Consider the following 26,462-nt stretch of genomic DNA (forward strand, 5'->3'; position numbering starts at 1 on the left):
TCCGAGAAAAAGATTTAATTTTGAAACACCAAATTATATGTTTAACCAAAAAGTTGCATTAGTAACTTGAATTCAGCCAGCATTAAACAAACTATAAAAAAAATGGCATTATGAAGACATTTTTTTATGAATTGAAACGAAATAGAACACGTCCTAAAAGACACTATATTATCCCTGTTTTAACACGGATTCTTCGTAACTTTGTTGTCTTACAATTTACGATAAAGAATGATATCCATCACCGAAAAAACATTACAAGATTTACAATTTCCTACCGTACTCGAAACCATTTCGACAATATGTAATACGGACATTGGAAAACAGAAAGCCTTAGAAATAACTCCTTTTAAAGATAAAGAAACTTTGATGCAAGCGCTAATGCAGACATCTGAATATGTTTCCTCTTTTCAAAATAATAATGCTATCCCCAATCATGGGTTTGATGCCATTACCCATGAAATAAAGTTTCTAGCTATAGAGGACAGTTTTCTTGAGGTGGGTAGTTTTAGAAAAATTGCAACCCTTTCGTCAACGGTTAATTTTATGTTGAATTATTTGAAAAAATTCGATGACTATTACCCGAATTTAAATACTAGGGCTAACGAAGTTGAACTAACCAAAGAAATAATTACAGCCGTCGACCAGATAGTTGATAAATATGGTGAAATCAAAGACAACGCTTCGCCAGTGCTATTGGATGTTCGAAGAAGTATGAATTCAGTTCGAGGCAAAGTAAATCAAAGCTTTGGAACGGCATTGACACAATACAACAGTCTCGGATATCTTGATGACATCAAGGAAAGTTTTGTTCAAAATCGTCGCGTATTAGCCGTTTTGGCGATGTACCGCCGTAAAGTAAAAGGATCTATAATGGGAAGCTCGAAAACCGGAAGCATCGCCTATATCGAACCAGAGGCTACTTTACAATATTCTCGGGAGCTTAGCAATTTAGAATACGAAGAATCAGAAGAAATTATGCGTATTTTGAAGCAACTATCAAATGATATCCGCCCTTTTCTTCCCTTGCTTAAACAATATCAGCATTTTCTGAGTGATATTGATGTCATTGCAGCCAAAGCTAAATATGCAAACCGTATTAACGGTATTCTGCCACATATTACAGAGAATCGCCGACTCTACTTTAGAGACGCCTACCATCCTATTCTATATCTGAATAACAAACAGAAAAATGAAATTACGCATCCGCAGACCATTGAATTAGAACAGGAGAACCGAATTATTGTAATTTCAGGACCTAATGCTGGAGGGAAAACGATATCCTTAAAAACGGTTGGTTTACTACAATTGATGCTACAATCGGGAATGTTGATTCCAGTTCATGAACGTTCTGAAACATTTTTATTCGACAGGATACTTACAGACATAGGAGACAATCAATCCATTGAAAATCATCTTAGTACATACAGTTACCGACTTAAAAACATGAACTATTTTCTCAAGAAGTGTAATCGTAGAACGATGTTCCTGATTGACGAATTTGGTACAGGTTCTGATCCTGAATTAGGAGGTGCATTAGCCGAAATTTTTCTTGAAGAATTCTATCACAGAGAAGCCTTTGGAATTATTACCACTCATTATTCAAATTTGAAAATACTAGCGAACGAATTGCCATTCGCAACCAACGCCAACATGATGTTTGACGAAAAGACATTGGAGCCCATGTACAAATTGGCCTTGGGTCAAGCAGGAAGTTCTTTTACCTTTGAGGTTGCATTGAAAAATGGAATCCCTTATAGCTTAATTAATCGAGCCAAAAAGAAAATTGAAGTTGGAAAAGTTCGTTTCGACAAGACCATTGCAACACTTCAGAAAGAGCGTTCTAAAATGGAAAAAACTTCCCAAACATTAAAAGAAGAGGAAACCAAAGCGCGCGAAGAAGGAAAGAAAATGGAAACCATTAATGTCAAGATAAAGCAGAAACTGGAGAGCTATCAGGAATTGTACGACAGCAATCAAAAGACGATTTACATAGGACATAAAATTGAAGATATAGCTGAAAGATATTTCAATAATAAAAGCAAAAAAGACCTTATCGAAGACTTTTTAAAAATTATCGAAATTGAAAATTCAAAGCGTATTAAAGCTACACCTAAAGAAGCTAAAGCCATTGTAGCAAAGAAAAAAGAAGTGATTGAAGAAGTCACCGTTCATGTGGAAGAGATCAGAAAAGAGAAGAAAGAAAAGAAAATAAAACCGGTTATTGAGATACCTAAGGCAATTATACGATTAGGAGATCGTGTTCGGATGCTAGACGGAAAAGCGGTGGGAACAGTTGATGCTATCGAAAAGAACAAAGCTACAGTAAATTACGGCGTATTCACCTCCAAGGTCAATTTGGATTCCTTAGAACTAGTAGAGTCGGTTAAGAAGAAAAAGTAGTCAGAATTGAGTACTTATTGAGACAAAAAATGATAAATGAAAACCAAAATGCAAAATCTACCCAAAAACAAAAAAATTATTCTGTTTGATGGAGTGTGTAATTTGTGCAATACAGCAGTACAATTTGTAATTAAACACGATAAAAAAGACCTTTTTAGATTTGTAGCCTTACAATCTGATTTAGCTCCAAGTATTATTAAACACATTGGTATTAATACTCAAAATATAGACAGTATTATTCTTTATGAGCCAGGAGTTGCCTATTACGTGAAGTCTGAAGCGGCTTTAGAAATAGCAAAGCATCTTAGCGGTGGACTAGCGTTGCTAAGCGTTTTTAAGGTTCTGCCAAGCTCATTATCAAATAGTATATACGATTACGTTGCCAAAAACCGGTACAAATGGTTTGGCAAAAAGGAACATTGTATGATTCCGACCCCTGAATTGAAATCAAAATTTTTAGAATAAAATCTTTTTCTGATTTTTATCATGATAGACCAAACACAAAAACTATTTTAATAAAAAAAGACTATCGTACTAATTAGCTGAGACATCGAGTATATTGGTTTTACAGCAGTGGATGTATCAACCGTAGTATTTTTAGTATATTTAACAACGACAAGAAGAACAAAAAAAAGGGATGTCTAAATAAGACATCCCTTTTTTATTAGATCATTAAGTTTAGAATTAGCTTCTGATTAATTTTCTATATTTCAATCGTTTAGGAGTTAAGTCACCACCTAAACGTTTCTTTTTATTTTCTTCATATTCAGAGAAACCACCTTCAAAATAGTACACTTCTGAGTTTCCTTCAAAAGCTAGAATGTGAGTACAAATTCTATCCAAGAACCATCTATCGTGCGAAATTACTACCGCACAACCTGCAAAGCTCTCTAAACCTTCTTCCAAAGCACGTAGCGTATTAATATCCAAATCATTTGTAGGTTCATCAAGTAACAACACATTTCCTTCTTCTTTTAATGTCATTGCAAGGTGCAAACGGTTACGTTCACCTCCCGAAAGAGTAGAAACCTTTTTGTTCTGATCACTTCCTCCAAAATTGAAACGGCTTAAATAAGCACGTGAATTCACTTGGCGTCCGCCCATCATGATCAATTCTTGACCATCACAGAAGTTTTCCCAGATTGATTTATTAGGGTCGATATCGGAATGTGCTTGATCTACGTATGCGATCTTTACAGTCTCTCCAATAACAAATTCTCCCGCATCTGGTTTTTCTTCTCCCATTATCATTCTGAAAATAGTTGATTTACCAGCTCCATTGGGTCCAATGATTCCTACAATTCCCGCTTGTGGCAAAGTAAAATTCAAGTTGTCGTAAAGTAACTTATCACCATATGCTTTAGCAACACCTTTAGCTTCAATAACATTTGTACCTAAACGAGGACCGTTCGGGATATAGATTTCTAGATTTTCATCTAATGCTTTCTGATCTTCATTCAACAATTTATCGTAGTTCTGTAAACGCGCTTTCTGTTTCGTTTGACGTCCTTTGGCTCCTTGACGAACCCAGTCCAACTCACGCTCCAAGTTTTTTCTACGTTTGGAAGCTGTTTTCTCTTCCAATGCCATACGTCCCGATTTTTGTTCTAGCCAAGAAGAATAATTTCCTTTCCAAGGAATACCTTCTCCTCTATCCAACTCTAAAATCCAACCTGCCACATTATCCAAGAAGTATCTGTCGTGAGTTACAGCGATAACTGTCCCCGAGTATTGTGCCAAATGTTGTTCCAACCAAAGTACGCTTTCTGCATCCAAGTGATTGGTAGGTTCATCCAAAAGCAACACGTCCGGTTGTTGCAATAACAAGCGACATAAAGCAACACGACGACGCTCACCACCAGATAAGTTCTTAATTGGAGTATCTGCATCAGGAGTACGTAAAGCATCCATGGCTATTTCTAATTTGGTATCAATTTCCCAAGCTCCTAATGCATCGATTTTATCTTGCAAAAGTGCTTGACGATCCATCAATTTATCCATCTTTTCGGCATCTTCATAAACTTCGGGAAGACCAAAACTATCATTGATTTGATTGAACTCTTCTAATACCGCCATAGTTTCCGCAACACCTTCGCGAACAATTTCGATAACTGTTTTACTGTCGTCAATAATTGGTTCTTGTTCTAAGTAGCCAACCGTATAGCCTGGCGCAAAAACCACGTCTCCTTGATAATTCTTATCGACTCCAGCAATAATTTTTAATAAAGATGATTTTCCTGATCCGTTAAGACCCAAAATACCAATTTTAGCCCCGTAGAAGAAACTTAAATAAATGTTTTTTAACACTTGTTTGTCACTACTTGAGTAAGTTTTACTCAATTTAGACATGGAGAATATTACTTTCTTATCGTCTGCCATTTTATTTATTTTTTATTATCATTCAACATTTAAAGTACAGCTTAAAGCCTACCCTTAAGGGAGCTAAAAACCCAAGCATTAGCCAAAAATCCAACCCCGACAGCAGCAAATCCCCATCCGGAGACCTCACTATACCTGAAAGCGCCAAGTCCTATTAGGAGTAATCCCATTAAAATCATTATTAAAGTAGCCCATCCCAAGACGGTATTCTTATTCATTCCCATGATTATGCGCTGTTTTTTGAAATGCAAATATCGTAAATTTTAAGCGCTAATTGAAAATATTATAAAGCATTTCTCGTAACAAATCAGAATTAGACATCGCATTTGCCCCGACTCCTTTGCTTTTAACATCGATATCCCTTAAGGAAGCCACGACCTGGCTTACCTTTTTCATAGGGTAATTCTTTAGTGCCACGTCATATTCTTTCATAAAAAAAGGATTAATACCTAAAACCGCGGCAACATTCTTCGGGTTCCTCTCTTTTAGACCGTGGTATTTAAGCAATTGAATGAAAAATCCAAAAACCAAACTTGTAGTAACCACCATTGGATTTTCTTTTGGGTTATTCGCAAAATTCTGAGCAATAGTATATGCTTTAAGTTGGTTCCGTTCTCCGATCGCTTTTCTTAACTCAAACACATTAAAATCCTTGCTGAACCCTATATTTTCCTCTATATCTTTTGGAGTAATAATACTTCCTTTTGGCAATACAATTTGCAATTTTTCGAGTTCGTTATTTATTTTTCCCAAATTATTTCCTAAAAACTCCACCAACATAGCGTTGGCTTTAGGCTCAATCGTATATTTTTTACTAGCCAATATGCGTTTTATCCAATCCCCAACTTGATTTTCATAAAGCTTTTTACTTTCGTAAACAACACCTGCCTTTGCTAACAACTTAGTTGTTTTTTTACGTTTGTCTAGAGTTTTGTATTTATAACAAATGACCAAAACAGTAGTCTGCATCGGATTTTCAGCATAGCTTTCAAGTTTATCAATAGTACGGATAAGATCTTGTGCTTCTTTGACAATTAAAACCTGACGCTCTGCCATCATCGGATATCGTTTGGCTGTTGAAACTATATCTTCAATTGACACGTCTCGACCATATAAGACAGTTTGATTGAATCCTTTTTCTTCTTCAGACAACACATTTTTTTCAATATAATCAGATATAATATCGATATAAAAAGCTTCTTCTCCCATCAAAAAATAAATAGGTTTGATGTTTCCGCCTTTTATGTCATTTAAAATTTTTATAACCTCCTCCATATTTTTGGTTTAAAATGTATAGTTTAAAGTTTGTCCCAACTTGTGAGACTTTACAGTTTAAAATTTAAACTAAATAACTATTTTTGCTTTATGCAAAAACTGAATTTCTATTCCTATTCTTTTCGATTCAAAAATAGCGAAAATAAAGTGTCTATTTTTGATAAAATCAGGAAAAAATTTATCATTCTAACACCAGAGGAATGGGTTCGCCAGCATGTCGTACAGTTTTTATTGGAAGAAAAAAAGTACCCTATATCTCATATAAATGTAGAAAAAGTCTTAAAAGTCAACGGATTACGCAAGAGATATGACATAGTAGTTTATAACCCAGACGGCTCCATTTATATCTTAATCGAATGCAAAGCACCCGCCATAAAAATTGCACAAGCCACATTTGATCAGATCGCACGTTATAACATGACCATGAATGCCCAGTTTTTGATGGTAACCAATGGCTTAAATCATTATTTTTGCAAAATGGATTTTGAAAATGAAAAATATCAGTTTCTTGCTGAGCTTCCAAATTATACCCTCTAAACAAACAGAATGAAAATAGCAGTCGTTATCCTCAATTGGAATGGAGTTAGCTTATTGGAACAATTTTTACCCTCAATACTGCGGTTTTCAGCTGATGCAACCGTATATGTTGCCGACAATGCTTCAACAGACGATTCCATTGCGTTTGTCACGGATAACTTCCCCATGGTACATATTGTAAAAAACGACGGTAATTTAGGCTTTGCAAAGGGATATAACGAGGCCCTCGAACATGTAGAAGCCGAAATATATGCTTTGGTCAATTCAGACATTGAAGTGACTGAAAACTGGCTGCTGCCGATAATGCAAACTTTCGAAAAAGAGCCGCAGACAGCTATAATACAGCCAAAAATTCTAGATTTTAAAAACAAGCAGTATTTTGAATATGCTGGAGCTGCTGGGGGCTTCATTGATAAGTATGGATATCCATATTGTCGTGGACGCATTTTTGACAGTTTAGAAAAAGACAAAGGCCAATATGATAATGATTGTGAGATTTTTTGGGCATCTGGCGCTTGCTTTTTTATAAGGAGTTCTATTTACAGGGAATTGAAAGGTTTCGACGATGATTTCTTTGCCCATCAGGAAGAAATCGATTTGTGCTGGCGCGCATTCAATAAAGGACACAAAATAAAATACAATCATAAATCGGTGGTTTATCACGTGGGAGGTGCGACCTTGCAAAAAGGCAATCCAAGGAAAACTTTCTTGAATTTCAGAAACTCATTGTTAATGTTAACTAAAAATTTACCAAAGAAAAAGTTATATTTTGTCTTAGTTTGCCGCATGATACTTGACGGAATCGCAGGAATTCAATTCCTTTTTAAAGGGAGTTTTTTTCATTTTATTGCTATTCTAAAAGCTCATGCTTCGTTTTATCGTTTGTTTTCAAATACTTACAAAAAAAGAGAACTTATTCAGTTAAAAAAATACTATAGTACCAAAAGTATCGTTATGAAGTACTACATTAATAATGATAAGCTATTTGTAAAATAATTTTATAATAAATTATATCAAATATTTAATCATTAAAAACTAACTTCGCATTTGAACCTAACAAAAAAAATCTATGAAAAAAATTGCAATTGCATTGTCGGTCTTAGTCCTTATGACCTCTTGTGTTTCTAAAAAGAAATATACTGATTTAGAAGCCAGAAACAAGGAAACTCAAGATTTACTAAATTCTTGTACAGTAAAACTAAACTCTTGTTTAGAAGAAAAAGCAGGGCTTACGGCTACTGTTTCTGGTTTAAAAGAATATAACCAGACTCTTATCAGCACTTCTAAAGACATGACTATATTGACTTCAAAAGGAGCAGATAATATAGAGAAAGCATTAGAATCGATGAAAGAGAAAGATTTAAAAATTACTAGAATGCAAGATGCATTAACTAAGAAAGATAGTGTTACACTTGCTCTAGTTACTACCTTGAAAAGATCAGTTGGAATAAACGATCCAGATATTCAAATAAATGTTGAAAAAGGGGTTGTATTTATTTCAATTGCTGATAAATTATTATTTAAAACTGGAAGCTACGTTGTGTCTGAAAGAGCAAAAGAAGTTTTAGCTAAAGTAGCAAAAGTAGTTAATGACAAACCTGATTTTGAATGTATGGTTGAAGGACATACTGACAATGTTCCATTAACTGGAAATGGAGTGTTATTAGACAACTGGGATTTAAGTGTGAAACGTTCTACTTCTATCATCAGAGTATTGACAAACGAATTGAACGTTAATCCAGCGCAATTGATTGCTGCAGGTAGAAGTTCTTATGTACCATTAGTTGATAACGATTCTGCTGAAAACAGAGCTCGTAATAGAAGAACTCGTATTGTTGTATTACCAAAAATTGATCAATTCTACGATATGATAGAAAAAGAAATGAAAAAACAAAAGCAATAGTTTTCAATTTCATTTTGATATAAATAAAAACGTCTCGAATATCGAGACGTTTTTTTATGTAAAATATTTTCTATTGAATTGTGAATCTATCAAATCATACAAAAAAGAAAAAACAGGTCTTTCGACCTGCTTTTATGCATCCTTAATCTTTTTCTAATAACCAATTAAATATATATTAAGAATGGCATGCTGTATGACCTTAAATTAATTTGTATTTTTTTTAATTTATCGAACAAAAATAACCATTATTTCTATAAGTGCAATAATTAAGCCAATATATTACAATATATCGAGACTTCCTTTGCCTTCCCTTATAACTTCTGGTTCATCTCCAGACAAATCTATTATAGTAGAACCTACATTATCACCGTAACCACCATCTATAACCAAATCAACAAGATTCTGCCATTTCTCAAAAATGAGCTCGGGATCTGTTGTATACTCTATTACGTCATCCTCATCATGTATCGAAGTGGATACTATTGGATTTCCTAGTTGGCGTACTATCTCCAAGGCAATCGAGTTATCAGGAATACGTATCCCGACGGTCGTCTTTTTCTTGAATTCTTTAGGCAAACTGTTGTTTCCTGGTAAAATAAAAGTGTAAGGCCCCGGCAAGGCTCTTTTAAGGATTTTAAAAGTGGCTGTGTCAATCTGCTTAACATAATCGGACAAATTGCTTAAGTCGTAACAAACGAAAGAAAAGTTGGCTTTATCCAGCTTTATTCCTTTTATCCTTGCAATACGCTCCAAAGCTTTAGTGTTTGTAATGTCACATCCTAATCCGTAAACAGTATCTGTAGGGTAAATAATTAAACCACCATCTTTCAAAACCTTTACGACCTTTGCAATAGCAGCCTCGTTGGGTTTATCTGGATATATTTTTATAAATTGAGCCATAACTTTTTTTAGTTTAAATTAAATATTTAAAGCGTAAAGTGCTTTTAAAAAGGACTTCAAGCCTTAAACTAGAAACAAATTTTTATCCGATGATATCCAGTTTGGCAAAACGCAATAGTAATTTTTTGATTCCGCCAACTTCAAATTTGATTTCTGCTTTTTTGTCAGCACCTACGCCTTCCAAGTTTATAACTTGTCCTCTTCCAAAACGCTCGTGCATTACTAGATTTCCAGCGACTAATTTATTATCAAATAAATTAGCACTTCCTGATGCCCCTTTATCTAACAAAGGTTTTAATTTCCGAACGCTACCAACTGATTTAGCTTCACTGTTCGCAGTGGGCGCTGTTCCATTAGCTGGTTTGGCCAAACGCAATTTTGATTTATCAACATCACCAAAAATGTCGCTATCGATCATTGGTTTGTAACGGTAATTATTTTCTGCGGGCGTAAGATATTCTAAATACTGCGCGTCAATTTCCTCTATAAAACGGGAAGGTTCACTATCTGTCAATTTACCCCAGCGATAACGGGATTGTGCATACGTCAAATAGGCCTGATGCTCTGCCCGAGTCAAAGCCACATAAAATAAACGGCGCTCTTCTTCTAATTCACTTCTTGTACTCATACTCATGGCACTAGGAAACAAATCTTCCTCCATACCCACCACAAAAACGTGAGGAAATTCGAGCCCTTTGGCCAAGTGGATCGTCATCAAAGCCACGCGATCTTCGTCACTTGTGTCCTTATCCAAGTCCGTTGCCAATGCAACATCTTCCATAAATTCAGATAAGGCTCCTCGCGCTCCGTCAATTTCCTTTTGACCTTCAGTAAAATCCTTGATTCCGTTTAGTAGCTCTTCAATATTTTGAACTTTTGCCATTCCCTCAGGAGTGGCATCTTTCTTAAGTTCTTGAACTAATCCCGTTTTTTTAGCAACATGATCCGTTATATAGAAGGCATCTTGATTTTCATTTATTACTTGAAAACTTTGAATCATGGTCACAAAATCAAGTAGTTTTTGTTTGGTTCCAGAATTCAATTTCAAGTCAATTTTATCGATATTTTGCATTACTTCAAAGATGGAGCGCTTATAATGATTTGCAGCCACCATCAATTTTTCGATGGTCGTATTACCAATACCTCGAGCAGGATAATTAATTACCCGCATTAATGCTTCCTCGTCTTTGGGATTGATTACCAATCGCAAATAACACAAAACATCTTTTATTTCTTTTCTTTGGTAAAAAGACAAACCTCCATAAATTCGATACGGAATGTCTCGCTTTCGCAGCGCATCTTCCATCGAACGGGATTGCGCGTTAGTACGGTACAAAATTGCAAATTGACCATTATTCATTTGGTTTTGCATCTTTTGTTCGAAAATAGTACTGGCAACAAAACGACCTTCTTCAGAGTCGGTCATGCTGCGATGTACTTTTATCTTTGGACCGAAATCATTAGCTGTCCAAACAATTTTATCTAGTTTGGTTTTATTTTTATCAATAATGGTATTGGCCGCTTCCACGATATTTTTTGTCGATCGGTAATTTTGTTCGAGTCTAAAAGTTTTCACACCTTCGTAATCTTTTTGGAAATTCAAAATGTTATTGATATTTGCACCCCGAAAGGCATAGATACTTTGCGCATCATCACCTACCACACATATATTCTGAAACTTATCCGATAAAGCTCGAACAATCAAATATTGTGAGTGATTCGTATCTTGGTACTCATCCACCAAAATATAACGAAAACGGTTTTGGTACTTCGCCAACACTTCAGGGAAACGGGTCAACAATTCGTTAGTTTTTAATAATAAATCATCAAAATCCATGGCGCCTGACTTGAAACATTTCTCTACATAATTCTGATACAGTTCGCCCATACGAGGCTTTTTAGACATAGCATCCGCCTCCTGTAGATCACGATCATTAAAATACGCTTTTACGGTAATCAAACTGTTTTTAAAATTCGAAATTCTGCTTAATACCTGTTTTGGCTTGTAGACATCTCTATCCAATTGCATTTCTTTGATAATTCCAGAAATAGCTCGCAAGGAATCCTGTGAATCATAAATAGTAAAATTAGACGGATACCCCAATAGAGAAGCTTCGGAACGCAAAATTCTAGCAAAAACAGAATGGAAGGTTCCCATCCAGAGGTTTTTAGCTTCACTAGACCCTACAATATCCGAAATACGCTTTTTCATTTCACGCGCTGCCTTATTGGTAAAAGTAAGCGACAAAATGTTAAACGCATCGACTCCCAAGTTCATTAAATAAGCAATCCGTATGGTCAACACACGTGTTTTTCCAGAACCAGCACCAGCTATAATAATCATTGGACCGTCTTTCTGTAATACGGGTTCGCGCTGTGCTTCGTTAAGTTGGGCAATGTATTTTTGCATGTAAATTTTCTATTTAGGCAAAAATAAGAATTTAAGAGTTAATAAGGTTGCTAGTCACAAATTTTTAAAGGGATAAAACAGTAGAATAAACATTGGATATCAGTATCTGGCATTTTACTTCTCAAGCCAATAAAAGTAATAGGTTCGAAATACTCTTTACTATTTAGTTTGCAAGTATTTTTCACACTATCGAATTCAGAATAAAAACTTTGGATTACAAGTTAATTTTTCCAATCAAAAGATCATCAACAATCTGATTTAAAATTCCCCACTACAATTAGCAAAAAGAAAATTGAAATAAAGTCATTCCCATTATTAATGGCTAGTTTAGCACCAAGCCATTCTCGTATTGCTTTACTGGGAATCATAGGGGAAGCGATTGCCAAAATAACTTTCCGTTTTATAACAAAGGATATATTGCACTAAAATTAGTCGTGATTAACCATCTTAGCATTTGCAGAAGCATGAAGAAAATCAAAAACCATCAAAGCTATAGAAGCAACAATAAAAAAACTTTTCCTTTCAGGCCCAATGAATCCATTATAAAAACAGATATAAAACTGATTCCAGATATAATTTTATTATTATTTCCTTCTATATACAGATAAACCACACACACTTATCCATAAATTAGACTTCATTATTTTAATCCTTTTATCCTTGCTCATAAGTGAATTATTAAATGGAACACTAAGTGCATCTGCCATTATTTCCACATCATTGAGTAAACTTTTTGAGTTCGTTTTGCATAGCACGTTTTTCCTATTTTTCCATTAGGATGCTTGCTGTGTATCGCTATTTCAGGCTAGAACAAATAATTAATATAAAATTAACGCAGGTTGCAGCGACTAGCTCTATATTTGACCAAAATTAAAATTCATGAACAGATCATCCTTTTTCTTCGCTTTTTTATTGACACTATTGATTTTTCTACCTCACAAAACATGGGCTTGGGGCAAAAAAGGGCATGCTTTAGTGGCCGAAGTAGCTTTTAATTATTTGGACGAAAATACTAAAAAAACAGTTTTACACTATTTGGACGGAATGAGCATTCAAGAGGCAGCCAACTGGATGGACAATATAAAAAGTGATCATTCCTATGATTATATGAAACCTTATCATTATGTAAATTTTGAAAAAGGAGCTCCTGTTGTAGCTGTAAATGGTGCGAATATTATGTACCAATTAGAGCTCACGATCAAACAGTTAAAAAATCATTCTAAGTTTTCGGATGCGGAAATGAAAACTAAAATAGCCGTTCTTTTTCATCTCATCGGAGACTTACATCAACCTTTACACGTGGGCTATGGCTTTGACAAAGGAGGAAATGATATGGACGTGAATTACAATGATAAAAAAACAAATCTACATTCTTTGTGGGATTCTAGAATAATAGAATCAAAGGGAGTTTCACTTCAAGATTGTCTGAATTCAAATGCTTTCTCTAAAAAAGGATTGCAAAAAATGAAAAAGATAAATGTCATTCGTTGGTCAAAAGAATCCAGAAACCTTCTAGATCATATATACAATACTGTAGGAGATACTATCAGCGATGAATATGCTACTAAAAATGCTAAACTTATAGAATTTCAAATCCATAAAGCGGGAATTCGCTTGGCAGCGGTATTGCAACAGGCTTTTAAAAATTAGAGTTTTCTATTCAAAATCACCAGAAATACTTAAGGCGTAAATTATACTTAATTCACGCCTATTTTATAAATTAGACCTTTAATGATGTCGACATTAATTATGGCATCATAATTTATGGATGGGTTTATACCTACTCGTTTGCTTTTATCTGCTTTTAATCTATCACTTAAAGTCATAGTATTAATTTCGAAACTGATGAAAATTGGGCTATAACCAAATTATCCTTATTCATAATTAGTAACACTTGTTTTTGCTGTGGTTATTACCCCAAAAAATCAAAGAAAAAGCCCAATCTCACGATTGGGCTTTTGAATGTCTACTATAAATATGATTGTATTAATTAAGAGAATCCATCACTTCTTTTAAAAGGCTTAAACTTTTTAATTTATCCTGATGATCATAAATAGCACTACTAATCATGATTTCATCCGCTTTGGAGTACTCAATAAATTCCTTTAAATCAATCGCTAATTTTTCTTTACTACCTACAAAGGAGCAAGCCGTCATTTGATTGACATGAAATCGAGCTTCTTCGCTCATATCATTCATAAAATCAGTTAAGGAGTCAACTGGCGATTGCAGTGGTACTCGATTATTTGTGATCAAGTTCTTAAACATTTGGTACAAACTAGTCGACAATATTTCTGCTTCTTTATCGGTATCAGCAGCGATGGCGTTAACGCAGGCAATAGTTTTAGGTTGCTTTAAAAACGCAGAAGGTATAAAGTTTTCCCTATAAAATTCGAATGCCTGAATCATTTGTCTGGGTGCAAAATGGCCGGCAAAAGCATATGGTAGTCCTTTGGCTGCAGCTAAACCCGCACTATCCATACTCGACCCTAAAATCCAAAGGGGAACATTTGTTCCTTCGGCAGGGAAAGCACGTACACTTGCTTTTGCATTATCTATCGAAAAATAGTCCTGTAAGGCCGCTACATTTTGAGGAAATCGCTGGGATTGTTCGATAAAATCTTTACGAATGGCTTGAGCTGTTTGGCCATCTGTTCCTGGTGCTCTTCCTAAACCCAAATCAATCCTATTGGGATATAAGGTTTCTAAAGTTCCAAATTGTTCTGCAACGACCAATGGAGAGTGATTAGGTAGCATAATGCCTCCAGATCCAACGCGGATATTTTTTGTTTGACCCGCAATATATCCAATTAAAACTACGGTTGCGGAACTTGCTATGTGCGCCATATTATGATGTTCTGCCAACCAAAATCGCTTGTAGCCCAAGTTATCAGCGTGTTGAGCGAGCTCTTTTGTCTTTTCTATTGTTTCTTTTGCGTTACTATCTTGGTTAATTAAGGCTAATTCTAATAAGGATATGGGTATGGTATTTGACATTTTAATTTTTGATTTTAGTAAAAATAATCATTTAAAGCTCGTCCAAAAATTCTGCAGCGTTAAATTATTTATAATGTCTCTAAACAAAGTACTTCATGCCCAAATAGATTAGTTCTAAGATTCACGAGAAACAGGACATTTGAATAATTAATTATCTAATGGAGGAAAGTCGGTTTACAGGTATTTTTAAATGTACAAATGGAATTTCTTCTTTGATCTGCCAACTATTACAATTGATGACCAAGGTCTTGAAACTTTTATTAAATGCAACTGTATCTTTTTTTTTAAATGGCATCTCCGACTTCTAATAAAACATAATAACCGGCTCATTTTGCTCTAGATCTCTAATCCAAATTCAATTGCTGCATCCTTTTTATCCAGTTGAAAATTGGGTTTATTCTAACAAATTCTTGGAAGTCGTTCTCCAATTAAACGACCTACCACTCGCCTATTACAAAGTCACTTACTACTTTCTAGTACAATTTTAGCTATTTTTAAGTTATTGTAATTTAAATATTTGTGGCAATTGCCCTTGTAATCTATTTACAAAACACATCGTAAGCAAACCGAATTAAGGTCCCCATTACAATCACCAAAAAGAAAATTCGAATAAAACCATTGCCTTTATTAATCGCTAATTTAGCGCCTAACCATCCACCCAATGCATTACTAACAGCCATGGGTAAAGCGATTGCCCAAATTATCTTTCCTTTTAAAACAAACAGACATATCGAACCAAAATTAGTTGCTAGGTTCACCATTTTTGCATTTGCGGAAGCATGCAGAAAATCAAACCCCATCAAAGCTATGAAAGCCACTACAAAGAAACTGCCGGTTCCAGGACCAATAAATCCATCATAAAAACCAACTATAAAACTGATTCCAATAGCATTCACAATTTGGGTTCTGTCAGAAATATTCCTTTCTACTTGTTGTCCAAAATTTTTCTTAGCGTAGGTATAAATAGCCAAAAGAGAAAGGATAAAAAGCAACAATGGTTTCATAAAATCATTGCTCATATAAGTTAACAAAGTAGAACCTAAAAAGGCTGAAGGCAGAGCCAATGCCATCATTATAAATAATAATTTCCAGTTCATAGTCACCTTTTTGAGATACTGGACAGCTGCAAAGGATGTTCCACTAAAAGCAGGAATTTTTAAAGTACCAATAACCGTTGCAACGGGTAAATTAGGCAATAAAATCAAGCCCGCCGGCGTTTGGATTAGTCCACCACCGCCTACAATAGCGTCAATAAATCCTGCAACAAAAGCAGCCACACAAAGCAAAATAATGATATACGACTCCATTAGCTGTTTGAAATAAAAATTAAAATGAGATCCTCAGAAACGCGCTAGATTCTGGAGTGTTAGTTGCAAAAATACTATTCCCCTTATTTATTACAATACAATTGACCCAGAATTGTCATCAAAAAGTATATTTTTGCTAATCAAAACTTAAATCATAATGGATTCAACTACGATAACAGAAATAGTCGCCTATACTCTTCCGTCGATAATCACAGGAGCAGTTGCTTACTTTTTATTCGATTCCCATTTTAAAGACCAACAAAACACAAGACGATGGCTCCTTCAAAAGGACAATAAAACAGCAACATTACCCTTACGTTTACAAGCATACGAGCGGATGACACTGTTCATGGAACGAATCAATCCATCGCAATTATTAGTTAGAATAACACCTCTTTCTGAAGATAAAAACGAATACCAAAATTTCGTAATTGCCCAAATCGAGCAGGAATTCGAGCACAATATGACACAACAAATATACATATCAGATGAATGCTGGTCCATTATTGTTACTGCCAAAAATGCTACAATCCAAATGGTACGATTAGCCGGAAAAAACGAAAAAGTGACCGACGCAGATAGTCTGCGTTCAATTATTATAAGTGATTTGTTAGAAAAACCATCTCCTAGTAGATCAGCTTTAGCCTTTATCAAAAATGAAGTGAGTCAATTGTGGTAATAATTATTTTAATTTGCCAATGATTTCACTTTTGATAAAAGCGTATTCGTAACCTTCTCGCCACCATTTCTTCATCTCTATTTTATTAAAATGCAGCGCATTATCAGTAAGAAATGTTGGTGTATAAAATACGTTTATTGTCACGTCTTTGTTCTTTGCTGCTAATACTCCAATAGCAATATCGTTTTTTTTAACCTGTTCTAGAACAGTTCCGAATAAGTTTATCAATAGCGAAAATGGGTTTCTGCTGTTTATTTTTTTAGTAATTGCAGTTTCTGTATGTAATACAATAACATCGATTTCGGTTGCTCCGCGCTTAATTGCCTCTCTAATTGGTACTAAATTAGTGAAGCCTCCATCCCCATAATCAAAACCGTTTTTGTTAACCAGACTCATGAAAGGAAGGTAGTTGCACGAAATCCAAATCCAATCGCAAAACTCAGCATATTCAAAATCTTTAATAGATTTATACTCCGCTTCATTTGTACTCAAATTAGACACTGTGATAATCACATCTTTGCTCCCTGCTTTTAAATCATTAAACTCCTTTTGTGTGAGTGATTTTCTAATTAACTTTCTCAAATTGTAGCTTTCTCCAAAAGTCTTACTACCCCTAATTAAATTAATTAGAACATTAAAGTGATTAATCGAAACAGTAAATACTCCATTTTTATTTTTAATAAAAAAAGGACGCCTATTAAAAATACTAGACTGATTTACAGAGGTAAATATCTCTTTTATTTTATGGATTTTATTTAAAGCTAAATGTGAAATAAGCAAACTACCCGTTGAAGTACCTATGAAAATATCATATTTGTCAGCTTCTTTTTCTAAAAGAAATTGAGCAACACCTCCTGCAAATGCCCCTTTACTTCCACCCCCAGAAATCACTAATGCTTTCATCTGTTTTTTTATTGAAATGATAAATGGCAATTATAAGACCATTAAATTAATTAAAAAATCAATCTTCTCAATTGAAATTGCTCTTTTTCATTTAAATCGGATAAAATACGCTCAAATGAAGCTCTCATTTCTGGATTTTTTATTAGGGTTCGAATGTTGTCTCTTCCAAATTTAGAAAACTGCCACATATGATGCGTTGTGGCATTTACTAGATTTTTTAAAACTGCATAGTTTATCAACTGGAAAGCGATCAATTTTGTTAAGGCATTTTGTCTGGTGATAGCCTCATAATTTATTGACGAGTAATTGATTAATTCCGTTATTAATGCATTTTTATCTGTTGAATAATCCGGAGTAGATAAAGCTAATGACAACCATAGTGTCCTTAAATTATAATCATTGTACCCAATCCAATCTTTGGATTCCTCTAAATATTTTACTCTATATTTAGGGAAACTATTCCATAAATAATACAAAGCAATTTCCTGAGTTTGATATGATTTATCATTTAATAGAGACTCATATTGAACTCTGAATTCTTCGGGAATCTTTGGTAATGCGCTAGCCACTGCTTGACGAACTTGTATGTTATTTGTTTCTAAAGCCAATTGTAGTAAATACTTTTTTGCTGTAAAATCTTCGTTTTTTAATTGATTGACAATGGCTTCTTTAACCACAAAATACGTGTCTGACTGCATTGTTTTTTCGAGGAAAATTTCTTTTTCAGTAAGCGGTTTTCTCTTCAATTTCTCCACTTCAAACAACAACTGCATCATTTTATTTTTATTTAGTAACATATTGGCTGTCTTATTATCAAACTCTGATGACTCAAGCCATTTTTTACTAAAACTATCCACGTCATAAGCTGAAACTTTTTTAATTTCATCGAAGAAATTTTCTGTTATGACGTTTTTATAGGCATACTTATTTAAGTAACTTACTATTGCTTTTTTAAACGCCGCATCTCCTATAGCATCGTGCAATACAAAAAGCGCCCAAGCCCCTTTTTGATAAAAGCTCAACGAACTGGCTTTAGCATTCAAGACCGGAATCGAATCCGTTCTTGAAGCATACTTTATTTGTTGTGCCGATTGGTACATTTTGGAATAGAAATAATCGTCACCATATATATCGCGTTCTGCCAGCAGCGCATAATAGGTCGCAAAACCTTCCTGCAGCCAATGGTGCTTTCCGCTCTCTGCCGTGATTATATTCCCAAACCATTGGTGTGCTAATTCGTGTGCATTTACGTTGGTGTAATTTCGATCTTCAAAACCCACAGAGTCAACGATATACCTACTAGCAAATAGTGTTGCCGATGTATTTTCCATTCCTGCATACAAGAAATCCCGAACCGGAATTTGTTTGTACACTTCCCAAGGGTACTTCACTCCTATTTCATCTTCCAGAAAATCAAACATCTGAGACGAATAGCGGTAAGTCGGTTCAAATTTAGCGCTGTCTTTGTTTTCCAAATACAATTCCAATGGGGTTTCGTATTTTGAAATTTGGCTGTGCTTGTCAAATTTCCCAATGGCAACCATGAGCAAATAGGAACTCATCGGATTTTGCATAACATAATCCCAGAGGGCAACTTGACCATTCACTAGGTTTTCTTTCAAAACGCCATTTGAAACTACTTGATAATTAGCATCAAAAGCAATAGTCAAGTTAAAAACTAGCTTTTCGTTCACATCATCAAAACTCGGAAACCAATTACTGGTGTATTTCCCTTGTCCCTGTGTCCAAATTTGTAAATTGTCTTTTTTCTCTGAGCCCACGAAGTACATTGCTTGTTTTGGTTTGGCCACATAGTTAAAACTGATATTGTTATTCCCATTTTTGAAAGGATAAATCAATAAAATTTGCTTGCCATCATTACTAAATTCCAAAGTTTTATCGTTTAACTCGACTTCAGAGAACTCCATGTTTTGCGCGTCAATTTTGATGGTATCAATGGGCTTCAATACCTCAAACCAATAACTGACAGAACCTGAAACCGATTTTTCGTCAGGATTGATTGTTATTTGGCCATGAACCGATTTGAAATCTACTGATTGGATCTGTTGAGCGAACGTTATTGAGCTAATAAACAGTAATAGGTATTTCATTATTGGATATAATAAGAAGTCAAAGTTACAAAGGTTTCATAAACAAACAGAACATATTTTGTAAGTTTACTTCCAGAAATTCCAACACAAACAGATTGAAAAAGAAAGCCTTATTTAACTGGAGCACCGGAAAAGATTCCGCCTTAGCGCTATATAAAACTTTACAGGATACCGAGTTCGAAATTTGCTGTTTGCTGACGAGTGTCAACCAACAGTTTCAACGCATTTCGATGCACGGCGTTCGGGTCGAATTGTTGCAGCAGCAAGCAAAAAGCATTGGGCTGCCACTGGAGATAATGGAAATTCCAGAAATGCCCACGATGGAAGTCTATGAGGAAGCCATGAATAAAACAATGGGCAAATTGAAAGAAAAAGGCGTGACGCATTCCATATTCGGGGATATATTCTTGGAAGATTTGCGCAAGTATCGGGAAGACAAATTAGCCCAAATAGGCTTTCTTGGCGTTTTTCCGTTATGGAAAGTGCCAACGAAAGATTTGATTCAAGAATTTATCAGTCTCGGATTTAAAACGATTGTAGTCTGTGTAAACGAACGCTATCTCGACAAAAGTTTTGTAGGCAGAGAAATCGACCAAGATTTCATCAATGACTTGCCCGAAAATGTGGATGTGTGTGGAGAAAATGGAGAATTTCACACTTTTACTTTTGATGGCCCCATTTTCTCCGAGCCCATTGCTTTTAAAATTGGCGAGGTAGTTTATAGAAAGTATGAAAGACCCGAAAAAGAAGACTCCTCTGATACTGCTTGCGACACCAGTGCCTCCGATGCATTTGATTACGGCTTTTGGTATTGTGATCTGATTGAAAAGTAGATTTCGAAAAAAACCTCCGAATCCATAAGGTTTCGGAGCTTTTTTCTAATACCGCAAACAGGATAGTTTTTCTGCTTCTTAGAATTTAATTTGTTTTCTCATATTCCAATGTAGGACCGTCGCAGTTTTTCCACGTACTTGATAATCTTGAATTCGGAAGAATAGTAAGCTCTTCTTTATTGTTACCATAGCAACTTCCTATAATTTCACTATCTTGTTTATAGGTCAATTCAAGAAAAGACTCTTCCTGCAGCTCCGAAATAATATAGCTACCTGATATTTCCGTTTTAACGCCATTCCTAGTTCTTGATTTAATAAAACTGCCATCGGTATTCAAGGAGTAATACTCTTGCCATTCCATTGCCGTTCCTGTAGTTTCAGAGTTTGTAAGCCTTCCTGACATTTTATACAATTCCCATTTCCCTTGATAATCGGTCGTAATTACTTTTATATTGTCATTTGAACAAGAACAAAAAATCGCTAAAAAAGCACAAAAAATAATTGATTTCTTCATTTTTTTCTCCGTTTAGGTTAACTAACGGATGCTGTATTGTAGCAAAGATGCTTCAAATCGCCGTTTTTTGATTTATTTATCTCTCCTCATACATTTTTAATAACTGCGTCACCGTATTCCAGTTCCTGATGCTTGCGGTGAGATTCAGTTTTTTCTCTATGTACTTCTGGTCTAATCTTGTCTTTCCGGCCCCTACAGCATATTTTATAAAAATCCTGTTGCCGTCTATTTGAGCTTCATCTGGTTTGAATTGACTAATTTTTAAATCATTAATGTTTTCTGACCGTAATTCTTTCGAAACAAAAGCCACATATATCTTTTTGATGTCCAAATCTTTCCCCTTCAAAAAAGGATTATTTGAAAAGCATTTTTTTAAATCTTCAATTCCAATGACAATTGTTGGCACCTCATGACCAAAGGCTTTAAAAATCTCTTGTTTAATGATAAAACCTACTTTGGCAGCATTCTCTTCCTCAGTATCTACAAAAACGTTACCGGACTGAATATAGGTTTCTACATTGTTGAAACCAATTTTCTCCAAAGTCGTTTTCAATAAATCCATTTTCATCATATTGTGTCCAGAAACATTGATACCACGAAGAAGTGCAAGATGCGTTGTCATTTTTTATGTGTTTTATAATCCAAAGGTATTGCGTTTAAGGCAGAATTCACAATTTTATTAAAGATGCATGCTTTGATTTCCGTTTCATTAAAAGATAGAAAGTAAGGAGACTATCGAGAACCTTATAATTTTACTAAAACTATCGAACAAATACTAAACTAGCAAACCCAAACTATCTTTCAAGTCTTAGAAATTGCTTTAATCTGACATTCGTAAAATTACAGTTATCCCTCCTCTGGATATCCTTTTGGAGAAACAGAAAACATAAAGTTATCCCAGTATCATTTCGGAGCGAGATCACCATACCAAAATGCAGCAGTGACACCGCCATCCATCAGAAAATCACTTCCGGTGATAAATGAACCATCTGGCCCCATAAGTAGAGCTGCCACGGAAGCCACTTCATCTGGAGTACCTGCTCGACCTGCTGCTGACAGCTCAATCATGCGGCGATATCCATCACCACGAGGACCATTCAACTCATCTTTAGCAAGAGGTGTAATAATAATACCGGGGCTAATGGTGTTAATCCGTGCGCCTCGTTTACCCCAGTTTACCGCTTCTGCCATTACTCGTAATGAATTAGCGCGCTTTGCTATTTGGTACGCATGGAGCGAATCCGCTATTAATTCTAACTGGAGCATTGGGAGGTCAAGCAACTGATCGGCGGCTATTGTTGCTAACGCTTTATTTTGCTCCGCCGTAAGTGAGTCCAGTCGATGGCCGGACTGTGAAGCGATCACAATACCAGATCCACCATCAGCAATTACTTTTCCAAACTCTTCCAGCACGAGTGCAGTGCCATAAAGATCTACTTTAAGTATCGTATTTGGCGATGCCTGGGAGGGAGAAACACCAGCAGAGTGAATCAGCCCTGTAATACTTCCAAGTACGGTTGCCGTATCGACAAGCGAACGAACCGATTCTCTTGAGGAAACATCAACAATTGTTGTACTCACTTCGAAACCGGCCTCACTAAGAGTTTTGGCAGCCGCATCATTGTTTTCATTTCGAATATCAGCAAGTAGAATATGTTTCCCTGTGCCCACTCGCCTAGCAATAGTCTGGCCTATGGAGCCTGCACCGATCACTACAATGACTTTTACGGTCTTCTCTTTCATAACAGTATTTTTAGCTAAATGATAAATTGTGCTGCTTCAATAGTTAACATTCAGAATTATTTATAAGATGAATTATTTATGAATAGAAACTTGACATTACAAAAACAAACATACTCATTTTTCTTATATTAATTTCAAACAATCACATTTCCAAATTCCCTAACAAAAAACTATCTTCGCTTTGAAAAAAGAGCAAAGAAAATAGAACAAAGAAGAAAGACTCAATACATGTATATTCTTTGTTCTATTGTCTATTTCCGCTTTTTTATCTATTTTCCAAATAATTTAAAATGTCCAATAACCTCCTACTTACTTCTATTGAATACTTGAAAGGCGTTGGTCCCAGTCGGGGCGAATTGCTACGCAAGGAACTGGGGATTCATAAGTACAAGGATTTAATCAATTTTTACCCCAACCGCTACATTGACCGAACTCGTTATTACAAGATCAATGAGTTGCAAAATAATGTTGCCGAGGTGCAGATTATTGGTAAGATTATCAATGTCAAAACGGTAGAATTTGGTAAAGGAAGAAAACGCCTTGTAGCAACCTTTGTAGATGATACAGGACAAATGGAACTGGTTTGGTTTCAAGGACACAAATGGGTTCGGGAATCCTTAAAAATAAATGAAGTCAGCGTGATTTTCGGGAAGTGCAGTTCATTTAATGGAACATACAACATGTCACATCCTGAAATCGAGTTGCTCAGCGAACATGAACAGAGTTTGCGCTCTGCCATGCAGCCTGTGTATCCCTCGACAGAGACCTTGACCAATCGTGGAGTTTCTAATAGGATGATTAACAAAGTAATGCAACAGCTTTTTCTGGAAACGCATACATTGTTTACCGAAACGCTACCTGATTATTTGATTTCTAAACTAAAACTGATCTCAAAAAAGGACGCTTTAATCAACATCCATTTTCCTAAAAGTGCAGAAGCTTTGGCGAAAGCCAAATTCCGCTTGGTATTTGAGGAATTATTTTTTATTCAGTTACAGTTAATTACTAAAAACTTAGTTCAGAAACACAAAATAAAAGGGCATCCGTTTACAAAGGTGGGAGAAAATTTCAATGATTTTTATCAAAATCACCTGCCTTTTCAACTTACCGGAGCACAGAAAAGAGTGATAAAAGAAATAAGAACAGACATGGGTACCAATGCCCAAATGAATCGTTTGTTGCAAGGGGATGTAGGTTCTGGAAAAACAATCGTGGCTTTTATGAGTATGTTGCTGGCACTAGACAATGGCTTTCAGGCCTGCTTGATGGCACCTACTGAAATCCTAGCAAATCAGCATTTTATCGGACTATCAGAACTAGCTAATGAACTAAATATAAACATAAAAATACTTACAGGCTCAAGTAAAACTGCAGCTAGACGAATCATACACGAAGAACTCGAAAACGGAACTTTACAAATCCTTATTGGGACACATGCCTTGCTAGAAGACAAGGTGAAATTCAAAAATTTAGGACTCGCTGTGATTGACGAGCAGCACCGTTTTGGTGTAGAACAGCGTTCTAAATTATGGAAGAAAAATGAGATTCCACCTCACGTTTTGGTAATGACGGCAACGCCTATTCCTAGAACTTTGGCGATGAGTTTGTACGGCGATCTTGATATTTCCGTAATAGACGAATTACCCCCTGGGAGAAAGCCCATTCAAACGGTGCATCGATTTGATTCCAACCGGCTGAAAGTTTGGAAATTCATACGCGATGAAATTGCTCTGGGACGCCAAATTTATATTGTATATCCGTTGATACAGGAATCGGCTAAAATGGATTTTAAAGATTTAATGGACGGCTACGAGAGCATATCTCGTGATTTTCCACTCCCTCAATATTCTATTTCTATTTTACACGGAAAGATGAAAGCCGCGGATAAAGATGCGGAGATGAAACGCTTTAGCGAAGGGAAAACTAATATCATGGTGGCAACCACCGTAATTGAAGTTGGTGTTAATGTTCCTAATGCTTCGGTGATGATTATTGAGAGTGCGGAACGTTTTGGCCTTTCACAACTGCACCAATTGCGTGGTCGCGTAGGACGTGGTGCTGACCAAAGTTACTGCATCCTGATGACCAGCCACAAATTGAGTTCCGACAGTAAGACCAGAATGGAGACTATGGTAGGCACAAATGATGGTTTTGAAATAGCTGAAGTGGACCTTAAACTACGTGGACCAGGAAACCTGATGGGAACTCAGCAAAGCGGCGTCCTGAATCTTCAAATTGCCGATATCGTGCGCGACAGAGACATTTTGGCGCTAGCCAGAAATCACGCCTTAAAAATACTTAAAGAGGATGCTCCTCTGCAAAAGCCAGAACACGCAACCTTGAGAGCGGTGTATATCGAGTTGACTAAGAAGAAAAATATTTGGAATTATATTAGTTAAACAGTTGAATTATTTAAAATAAACTATTTATCAAAATAATTTGTAGCTTTATTAAGCTAACTTTCAATCAAACATTAAATGTTTACCAAACCAATTTTTGCAAAAAGCAAACAAGACGATCATAATTTCGTTCTTCTTAAACAGAACATAAAAAAAATGATTTGTTTAGAAAAAATCAATTATGAAAACCAAATAAAAGCGTTTTTATTACCTTTTTTCTATCTTCTGCTTTGGGTATTAGCAATGAAGTTTGAAGGAAGCCCTTTTATCTATATTCCTTTTTATGGATTAATGGGAATCCTTATCTCCTTAATTTTTGTTAACGGTATTCACGAGGCTTGTCATTGCACTTTATTCAAAAAGAAATGGAAAAACAAAGTATCTCTCTATCTTTTTGACTTTTTAGGGGCAAACAGCTTCATTTGGTGTCAGAGACACAGCAGAATGCATCATAACTACACCAATACAATGGGTTGGGATAGTGATATTGAACAAGGAAGTCTACTAAAACTATTTCCTACAGAAAACTTTTCAAACTTACAGAAATATCAACATTATTGGGTGTTTTTAATTTATCCATTATTTCTATTGAATTGGTTATTAATAAGAGATTTTAGAGATTTTTATTCTTGTAACAGATACATCAGAAAGTTTATTAAAATTCCTCTCAAAGAATATTATAAATTGTTGTTTTTTAAATTGTTGTTTTTTAGCTATATAATTATTGTACCAGTCTTTGTTTTCAATGTTGGAATTGGTCAAGCCATATTAGGATTTTTAACACTAATGATTTGCGGAAGCTTATTAGGAATGGTTATTTTACTTACACCACACGTTAACGTTGGCAATGAATTCCCGATTCCTGATGAGAATTGTAAACTTCAAACATCTTGGATAAGACACCAGTTTATGACAACAAACGATATTAATAGTGAAAATTTATTCTCAAAACACCTGATGAATAATTTTAATTATCATTTAGCACATCATTTGTTTCCAAATATAAGCTCAGTACACCTGCCAAAAATCACAAGGGTAATAAAGGAATTTGCGACTGAGCATCATTTCCCTTACAAAAGTTATTCTTTAAAAAAAGCATTTAAACTCCATTATCAACTAATCAAAAAAAATGCAATAAAAACGCAAAATTATTTTGAAGAAACAATGTAGTA

At 35.3% G+C, this 26,462-nt stretch carries 23 protein-coding genes; 10 read left to right on the forward strand and 13 right to left on the reverse strand.

Annotated elements, in window-relative coordinates:
• Nucleotides 1-228 precede the first annotated feature (228 nt).
• Together ACEN2H_RS10605 and ACEN2H_RS10610 are read left to right on the forward strand one after the other, a co-directional pair.
• Nucleotides 229-2,400, forward strand: coding sequence for an endonuclease MutS2 (locus ACEN2H_RS10605; RefSeq protein ID WP_441732317.1), 2,172 nt, complete (start codon nt 229-231; stop codon nt 2,398-2,400).
• 48 nt (nt 2,401-2,448) lie between these two features.
• Nucleotides 2,449-2,865 carry a thiol-disulfide oxidoreductase DCC family protein gene (locus ACEN2H_RS10610; RefSeq protein ID WP_441732375.1) on the forward strand — a complete coding sequence of 139 codons (417 nt, stop codon included), beginning with the start codon at nt 2,449-2,451 and terminating at the stop codon, nt 2,863-2,865.
• Between the two features lie 219 nt (nt 2,866-3,084).
• Here ACEN2H_RS10610 and ettA read toward each other — a convergent pair whose 3' ends face one another.
• Genes ettA through holA form a run of 3 tightly spaced genes read right to left on the reverse strand, consistent with a single transcriptional unit; the run spans nt 3,085 to nt 6,054 of the window.
• Nucleotides 3,085-4,779 (reverse strand): energy-dependent translational throttle protein EttA, encoded by a 1,695-nt coding sequence (gene ettA / locus ACEN2H_RS10615; protein ID WP_441732318.1) that lies wholly within the window; start codon nt 4,777-4,779, stop codon nt 3,085-3,087.
• A 41-nt stretch (nt 4,780-4,820) separates the two neighbouring features.
• Nucleotides 4,821-5,003: a CAL67264 family membrane protein gene (locus tag ACEN2H_RS10620; protein WP_441732319.1), complete on the reverse strand. Its 183-nt coding sequence runs from the start codon at nt 5,001-5,003 to the stop codon at nt 4,821-4,823.
• Between the two features lie 46 nt (nt 5,004-5,049).
• Nucleotides 5,050-6,054 carry a DNA polymerase III subunit delta gene (holA, locus tag ACEN2H_RS10625; protein WP_441732320.1) on the reverse strand — a complete coding sequence of 335 codons (1,005 nt, stop codon included), beginning with the start codon at nt 6,052-6,054 and terminating at the stop codon, nt 5,050-5,052.
• 90 nt (nt 6,055-6,144) lie between these two features.
• Between holA and ACEN2H_RS10630 the strand changes: the two genes are divergently transcribed.
• The 3 genes from ACEN2H_RS10630 to ACEN2H_RS10640 all read left to right on the forward strand — a co-directional run bounded on the left by ACEN2H_RS10630 (nt 6,145) and on the right by ACEN2H_RS10640 (nt 8,494).
• Nucleotides 6,145-6,591, forward strand: a complete 447-nt coding sequence (locus tag ACEN2H_RS10630; protein ID WP_441732321.1) for a type I restriction enzyme HsdR N-terminal domain-containing protein — start codon at nt 6,145-6,147, stop codon at nt 6,589-6,591.
• Nucleotides 6,592-6,600: 9 nt separating this feature from the next.
• Nucleotides 6,601-7,587, forward strand: coding sequence for a glycosyltransferase family 2 protein (locus ACEN2H_RS10635; protein ID WP_441732322.1), 987 nt, complete (start codon nt 6,601-6,603; stop codon nt 7,585-7,587).
• Nucleotides 7,588-7,660: 73 nt separating this feature from the next.
• Nucleotides 7,661-8,494: an OmpA/MotB family protein gene (locus ACEN2H_RS10640; RefSeq protein ID WP_441732323.1), complete on the forward strand. Its 834-nt coding sequence runs from the start codon at nt 7,661-7,663 to the stop codon at nt 8,492-8,494.
• Nucleotides 8,495-8,773: 279 nt separating this feature from the next.
• Here the strand turns inward: ACEN2H_RS10640 and ACEN2H_RS10645 are convergent, their stop codons facing one another.
• On the reverse strand, nt 8,774-9,394 hold the full coding sequence (locus ACEN2H_RS10645; RefSeq protein WP_441732324.1) for an L-threonylcarbamoyladenylate synthase: 621 nt from the start codon (nt 9,392-9,394) through the stop codon (nt 8,774-8,776).
• An 82-nt stretch (nt 9,395-9,476) separates the two neighbouring features.
• Nucleotides 9,477-11,804, reverse strand: coding sequence for an ATP-dependent helicase (locus ACEN2H_RS10650; protein WP_441732325.1), 2,328 nt, complete (start codon nt 11,802-11,804; stop codon nt 9,477-9,479).
• An 879-nt stretch (nt 11,805-12,683) separates the two neighbouring features.
• Here ACEN2H_RS10650 and ACEN2H_RS10655 point away from each other — a divergent pair.
• On the forward strand, nt 12,684-13,454 hold the full coding sequence (locus tag ACEN2H_RS10655) for a S1/P1 nuclease (RefSeq protein WP_441732326.1): 771 nt from the start codon (nt 12,684-12,686) through the stop codon (nt 13,452-13,454).
• Nucleotides 13,455-13,501: 47 nt separating this feature from the next.
• Here ACEN2H_RS10655 and ACEN2H_RS10660 read toward each other — a convergent pair whose 3' ends face one another.
• The 3 genes from ACEN2H_RS10660 to ACEN2H_RS10670 all read right to left on the reverse strand — a co-directional run bounded on the left by ACEN2H_RS10660 (nt 13,502) and on the right by ACEN2H_RS10670 (nt 16,108).
• Nucleotides 13,502-13,630 carry a hypothetical protein gene (locus ACEN2H_RS10660; protein WP_441732327.1) on the reverse strand — a complete coding sequence of 43 codons (129 nt, stop codon included), beginning with the start codon at nt 13,628-13,630 and terminating at the stop codon, nt 13,502-13,504.
• 160 nt (nt 13,631-13,790) lie between these two features.
• The gene (locus tag ACEN2H_RS10665; protein WP_441732328.1) at nt 13,791-14,801 is read right to left on the reverse strand and encodes an LLM class flavin-dependent oxidoreductase; all 1,011 of its coding nucleotides are present in this window, start codon (nt 14,799-14,801) and stop codon (nt 13,791-13,793) included.
• A 539-nt stretch (nt 14,802-15,340) separates the two neighbouring features.
• Nucleotides 15,341-16,108, reverse strand: a complete 768-nt coding sequence (locus tag ACEN2H_RS10670) for a sulfite exporter TauE/SafE family protein (protein ID WP_441732329.1) — start codon at nt 16,106-16,108, stop codon at nt 15,341-15,343.
• Between the two features lie 157 nt (nt 16,109-16,265).
• Here ACEN2H_RS10670 and ACEN2H_RS10675 point away from each other — a divergent pair, with 157 nt between their 5' ends.
• The gene (locus tag ACEN2H_RS10675) at nt 16,266-16,787 is read left to right on the forward strand and encodes a DUF7935 family protein (RefSeq protein ID WP_441732330.1); all 522 of its coding nucleotides are present in this window, start codon (nt 16,266-16,268) and stop codon (nt 16,785-16,787) included.
• A gap of 3 nt (nt 16,788-16,790) precedes the next feature.
• Here the strand turns inward: ACEN2H_RS10675 and ACEN2H_RS10680 are convergent, their stop codons facing one another.
• Both ACEN2H_RS10680 and ACEN2H_RS10685 read right to left on the reverse strand, forming a co-directional pair.
• Entirely contained in the window at nt 16,791-17,690 is a 900-nt protein-coding gene (locus tag ACEN2H_RS10680) for a patatin-like phospholipase family protein (RefSeq protein ID WP_441732331.1), read from the reverse strand.
• A gap of 50 nt (nt 17,691-17,740) precedes the next feature.
• Entirely contained in the window at nt 17,741-19,801 is a 2,061-nt protein-coding gene (locus ACEN2H_RS10685) for a M1 family metallopeptidase (RefSeq protein ID WP_441732332.1), read from the reverse strand.
• A 95-nt stretch (nt 19,802-19,896) separates the two neighbouring features.
• On the opposite strand from ACEN2H_RS10685, the gene ACEN2H_RS10690 reads away from it, so the two are divergent.
• Complete coding sequence (locus ACEN2H_RS10690; RefSeq protein WP_441732333.1) at nt 19,897-20,634, forward strand: diphthine--ammonia ligase; 738 nt, start codon at nt 19,897-19,899, stop codon at nt 20,632-20,634.
• Between the two features lie 85 nt (nt 20,635-20,719).
• Here ACEN2H_RS10690 and ACEN2H_RS10695 read toward each other — a convergent pair whose 3' ends face one another.
• From ACEN2H_RS10695 to ACEN2H_RS10705, 3 genes are all read right to left on the reverse strand, one after another.
• Nucleotides 20,720-21,148, reverse strand: coding sequence for a hypothetical protein (locus ACEN2H_RS10695; protein ID WP_441732334.1), 429 nt, complete (start codon nt 21,146-21,148; stop codon nt 20,720-20,722).
• A gap of 76 nt (nt 21,149-21,224) precedes the next feature.
• Nucleotides 21,225-21,770, reverse strand: a complete 546-nt coding sequence (locus ACEN2H_RS10700) for a DUF1697 domain-containing protein (RefSeq protein WP_441732335.1) — start codon at nt 21,768-21,770, stop codon at nt 21,225-21,227.
• 281 nt (nt 21,771-22,051) lie between these two features.
• Complete coding sequence (locus tag ACEN2H_RS10705; protein ID WP_441732336.1) at nt 22,052-22,891, reverse strand: SDR family oxidoreductase; 840 nt, start codon at nt 22,889-22,891, stop codon at nt 22,052-22,054.
• 290 nt (nt 22,892-23,181) lie between these two features.
• Here ACEN2H_RS10705 and recG point away from each other — a divergent pair, with 290 nt between their 5' ends.
• Both recG and ACEN2H_RS10715 read left to right on the forward strand, forming a co-directional pair.
• The gene (gene recG / locus ACEN2H_RS10710) at nt 23,182-25,290 is read left to right on the forward strand and encodes an ATP-dependent DNA helicase RecG (RefSeq protein WP_441732337.1); all 2,109 of its coding nucleotides are present in this window, start codon (nt 23,182-23,184) and stop codon (nt 25,288-25,290) included.
• A gap of 156 nt (nt 25,291-25,446) precedes the next feature.
• A complete protein-coding gene (locus ACEN2H_RS10715) occupies nt 25,447-26,460 on the forward strand; it encodes a fatty acid desaturase family protein (RefSeq protein WP_441732338.1) in 1,014 nt (337 codons plus the stop codon).
• The last annotated feature ends 2 nt before the right edge of the window (nt 26,461-26,462 follow it).

Origin of the sequence: Flavobacterium sp. W22_SRS_FP1 (assembly GCF_052113685.1) — a bacterium.
In the GTDB taxonomy this organism is placed as follows: domain Bacteria; phylum Bacteroidota; class Bacteroidia; order Flavobacteriales; family Flavobacteriaceae; genus Flavobacterium.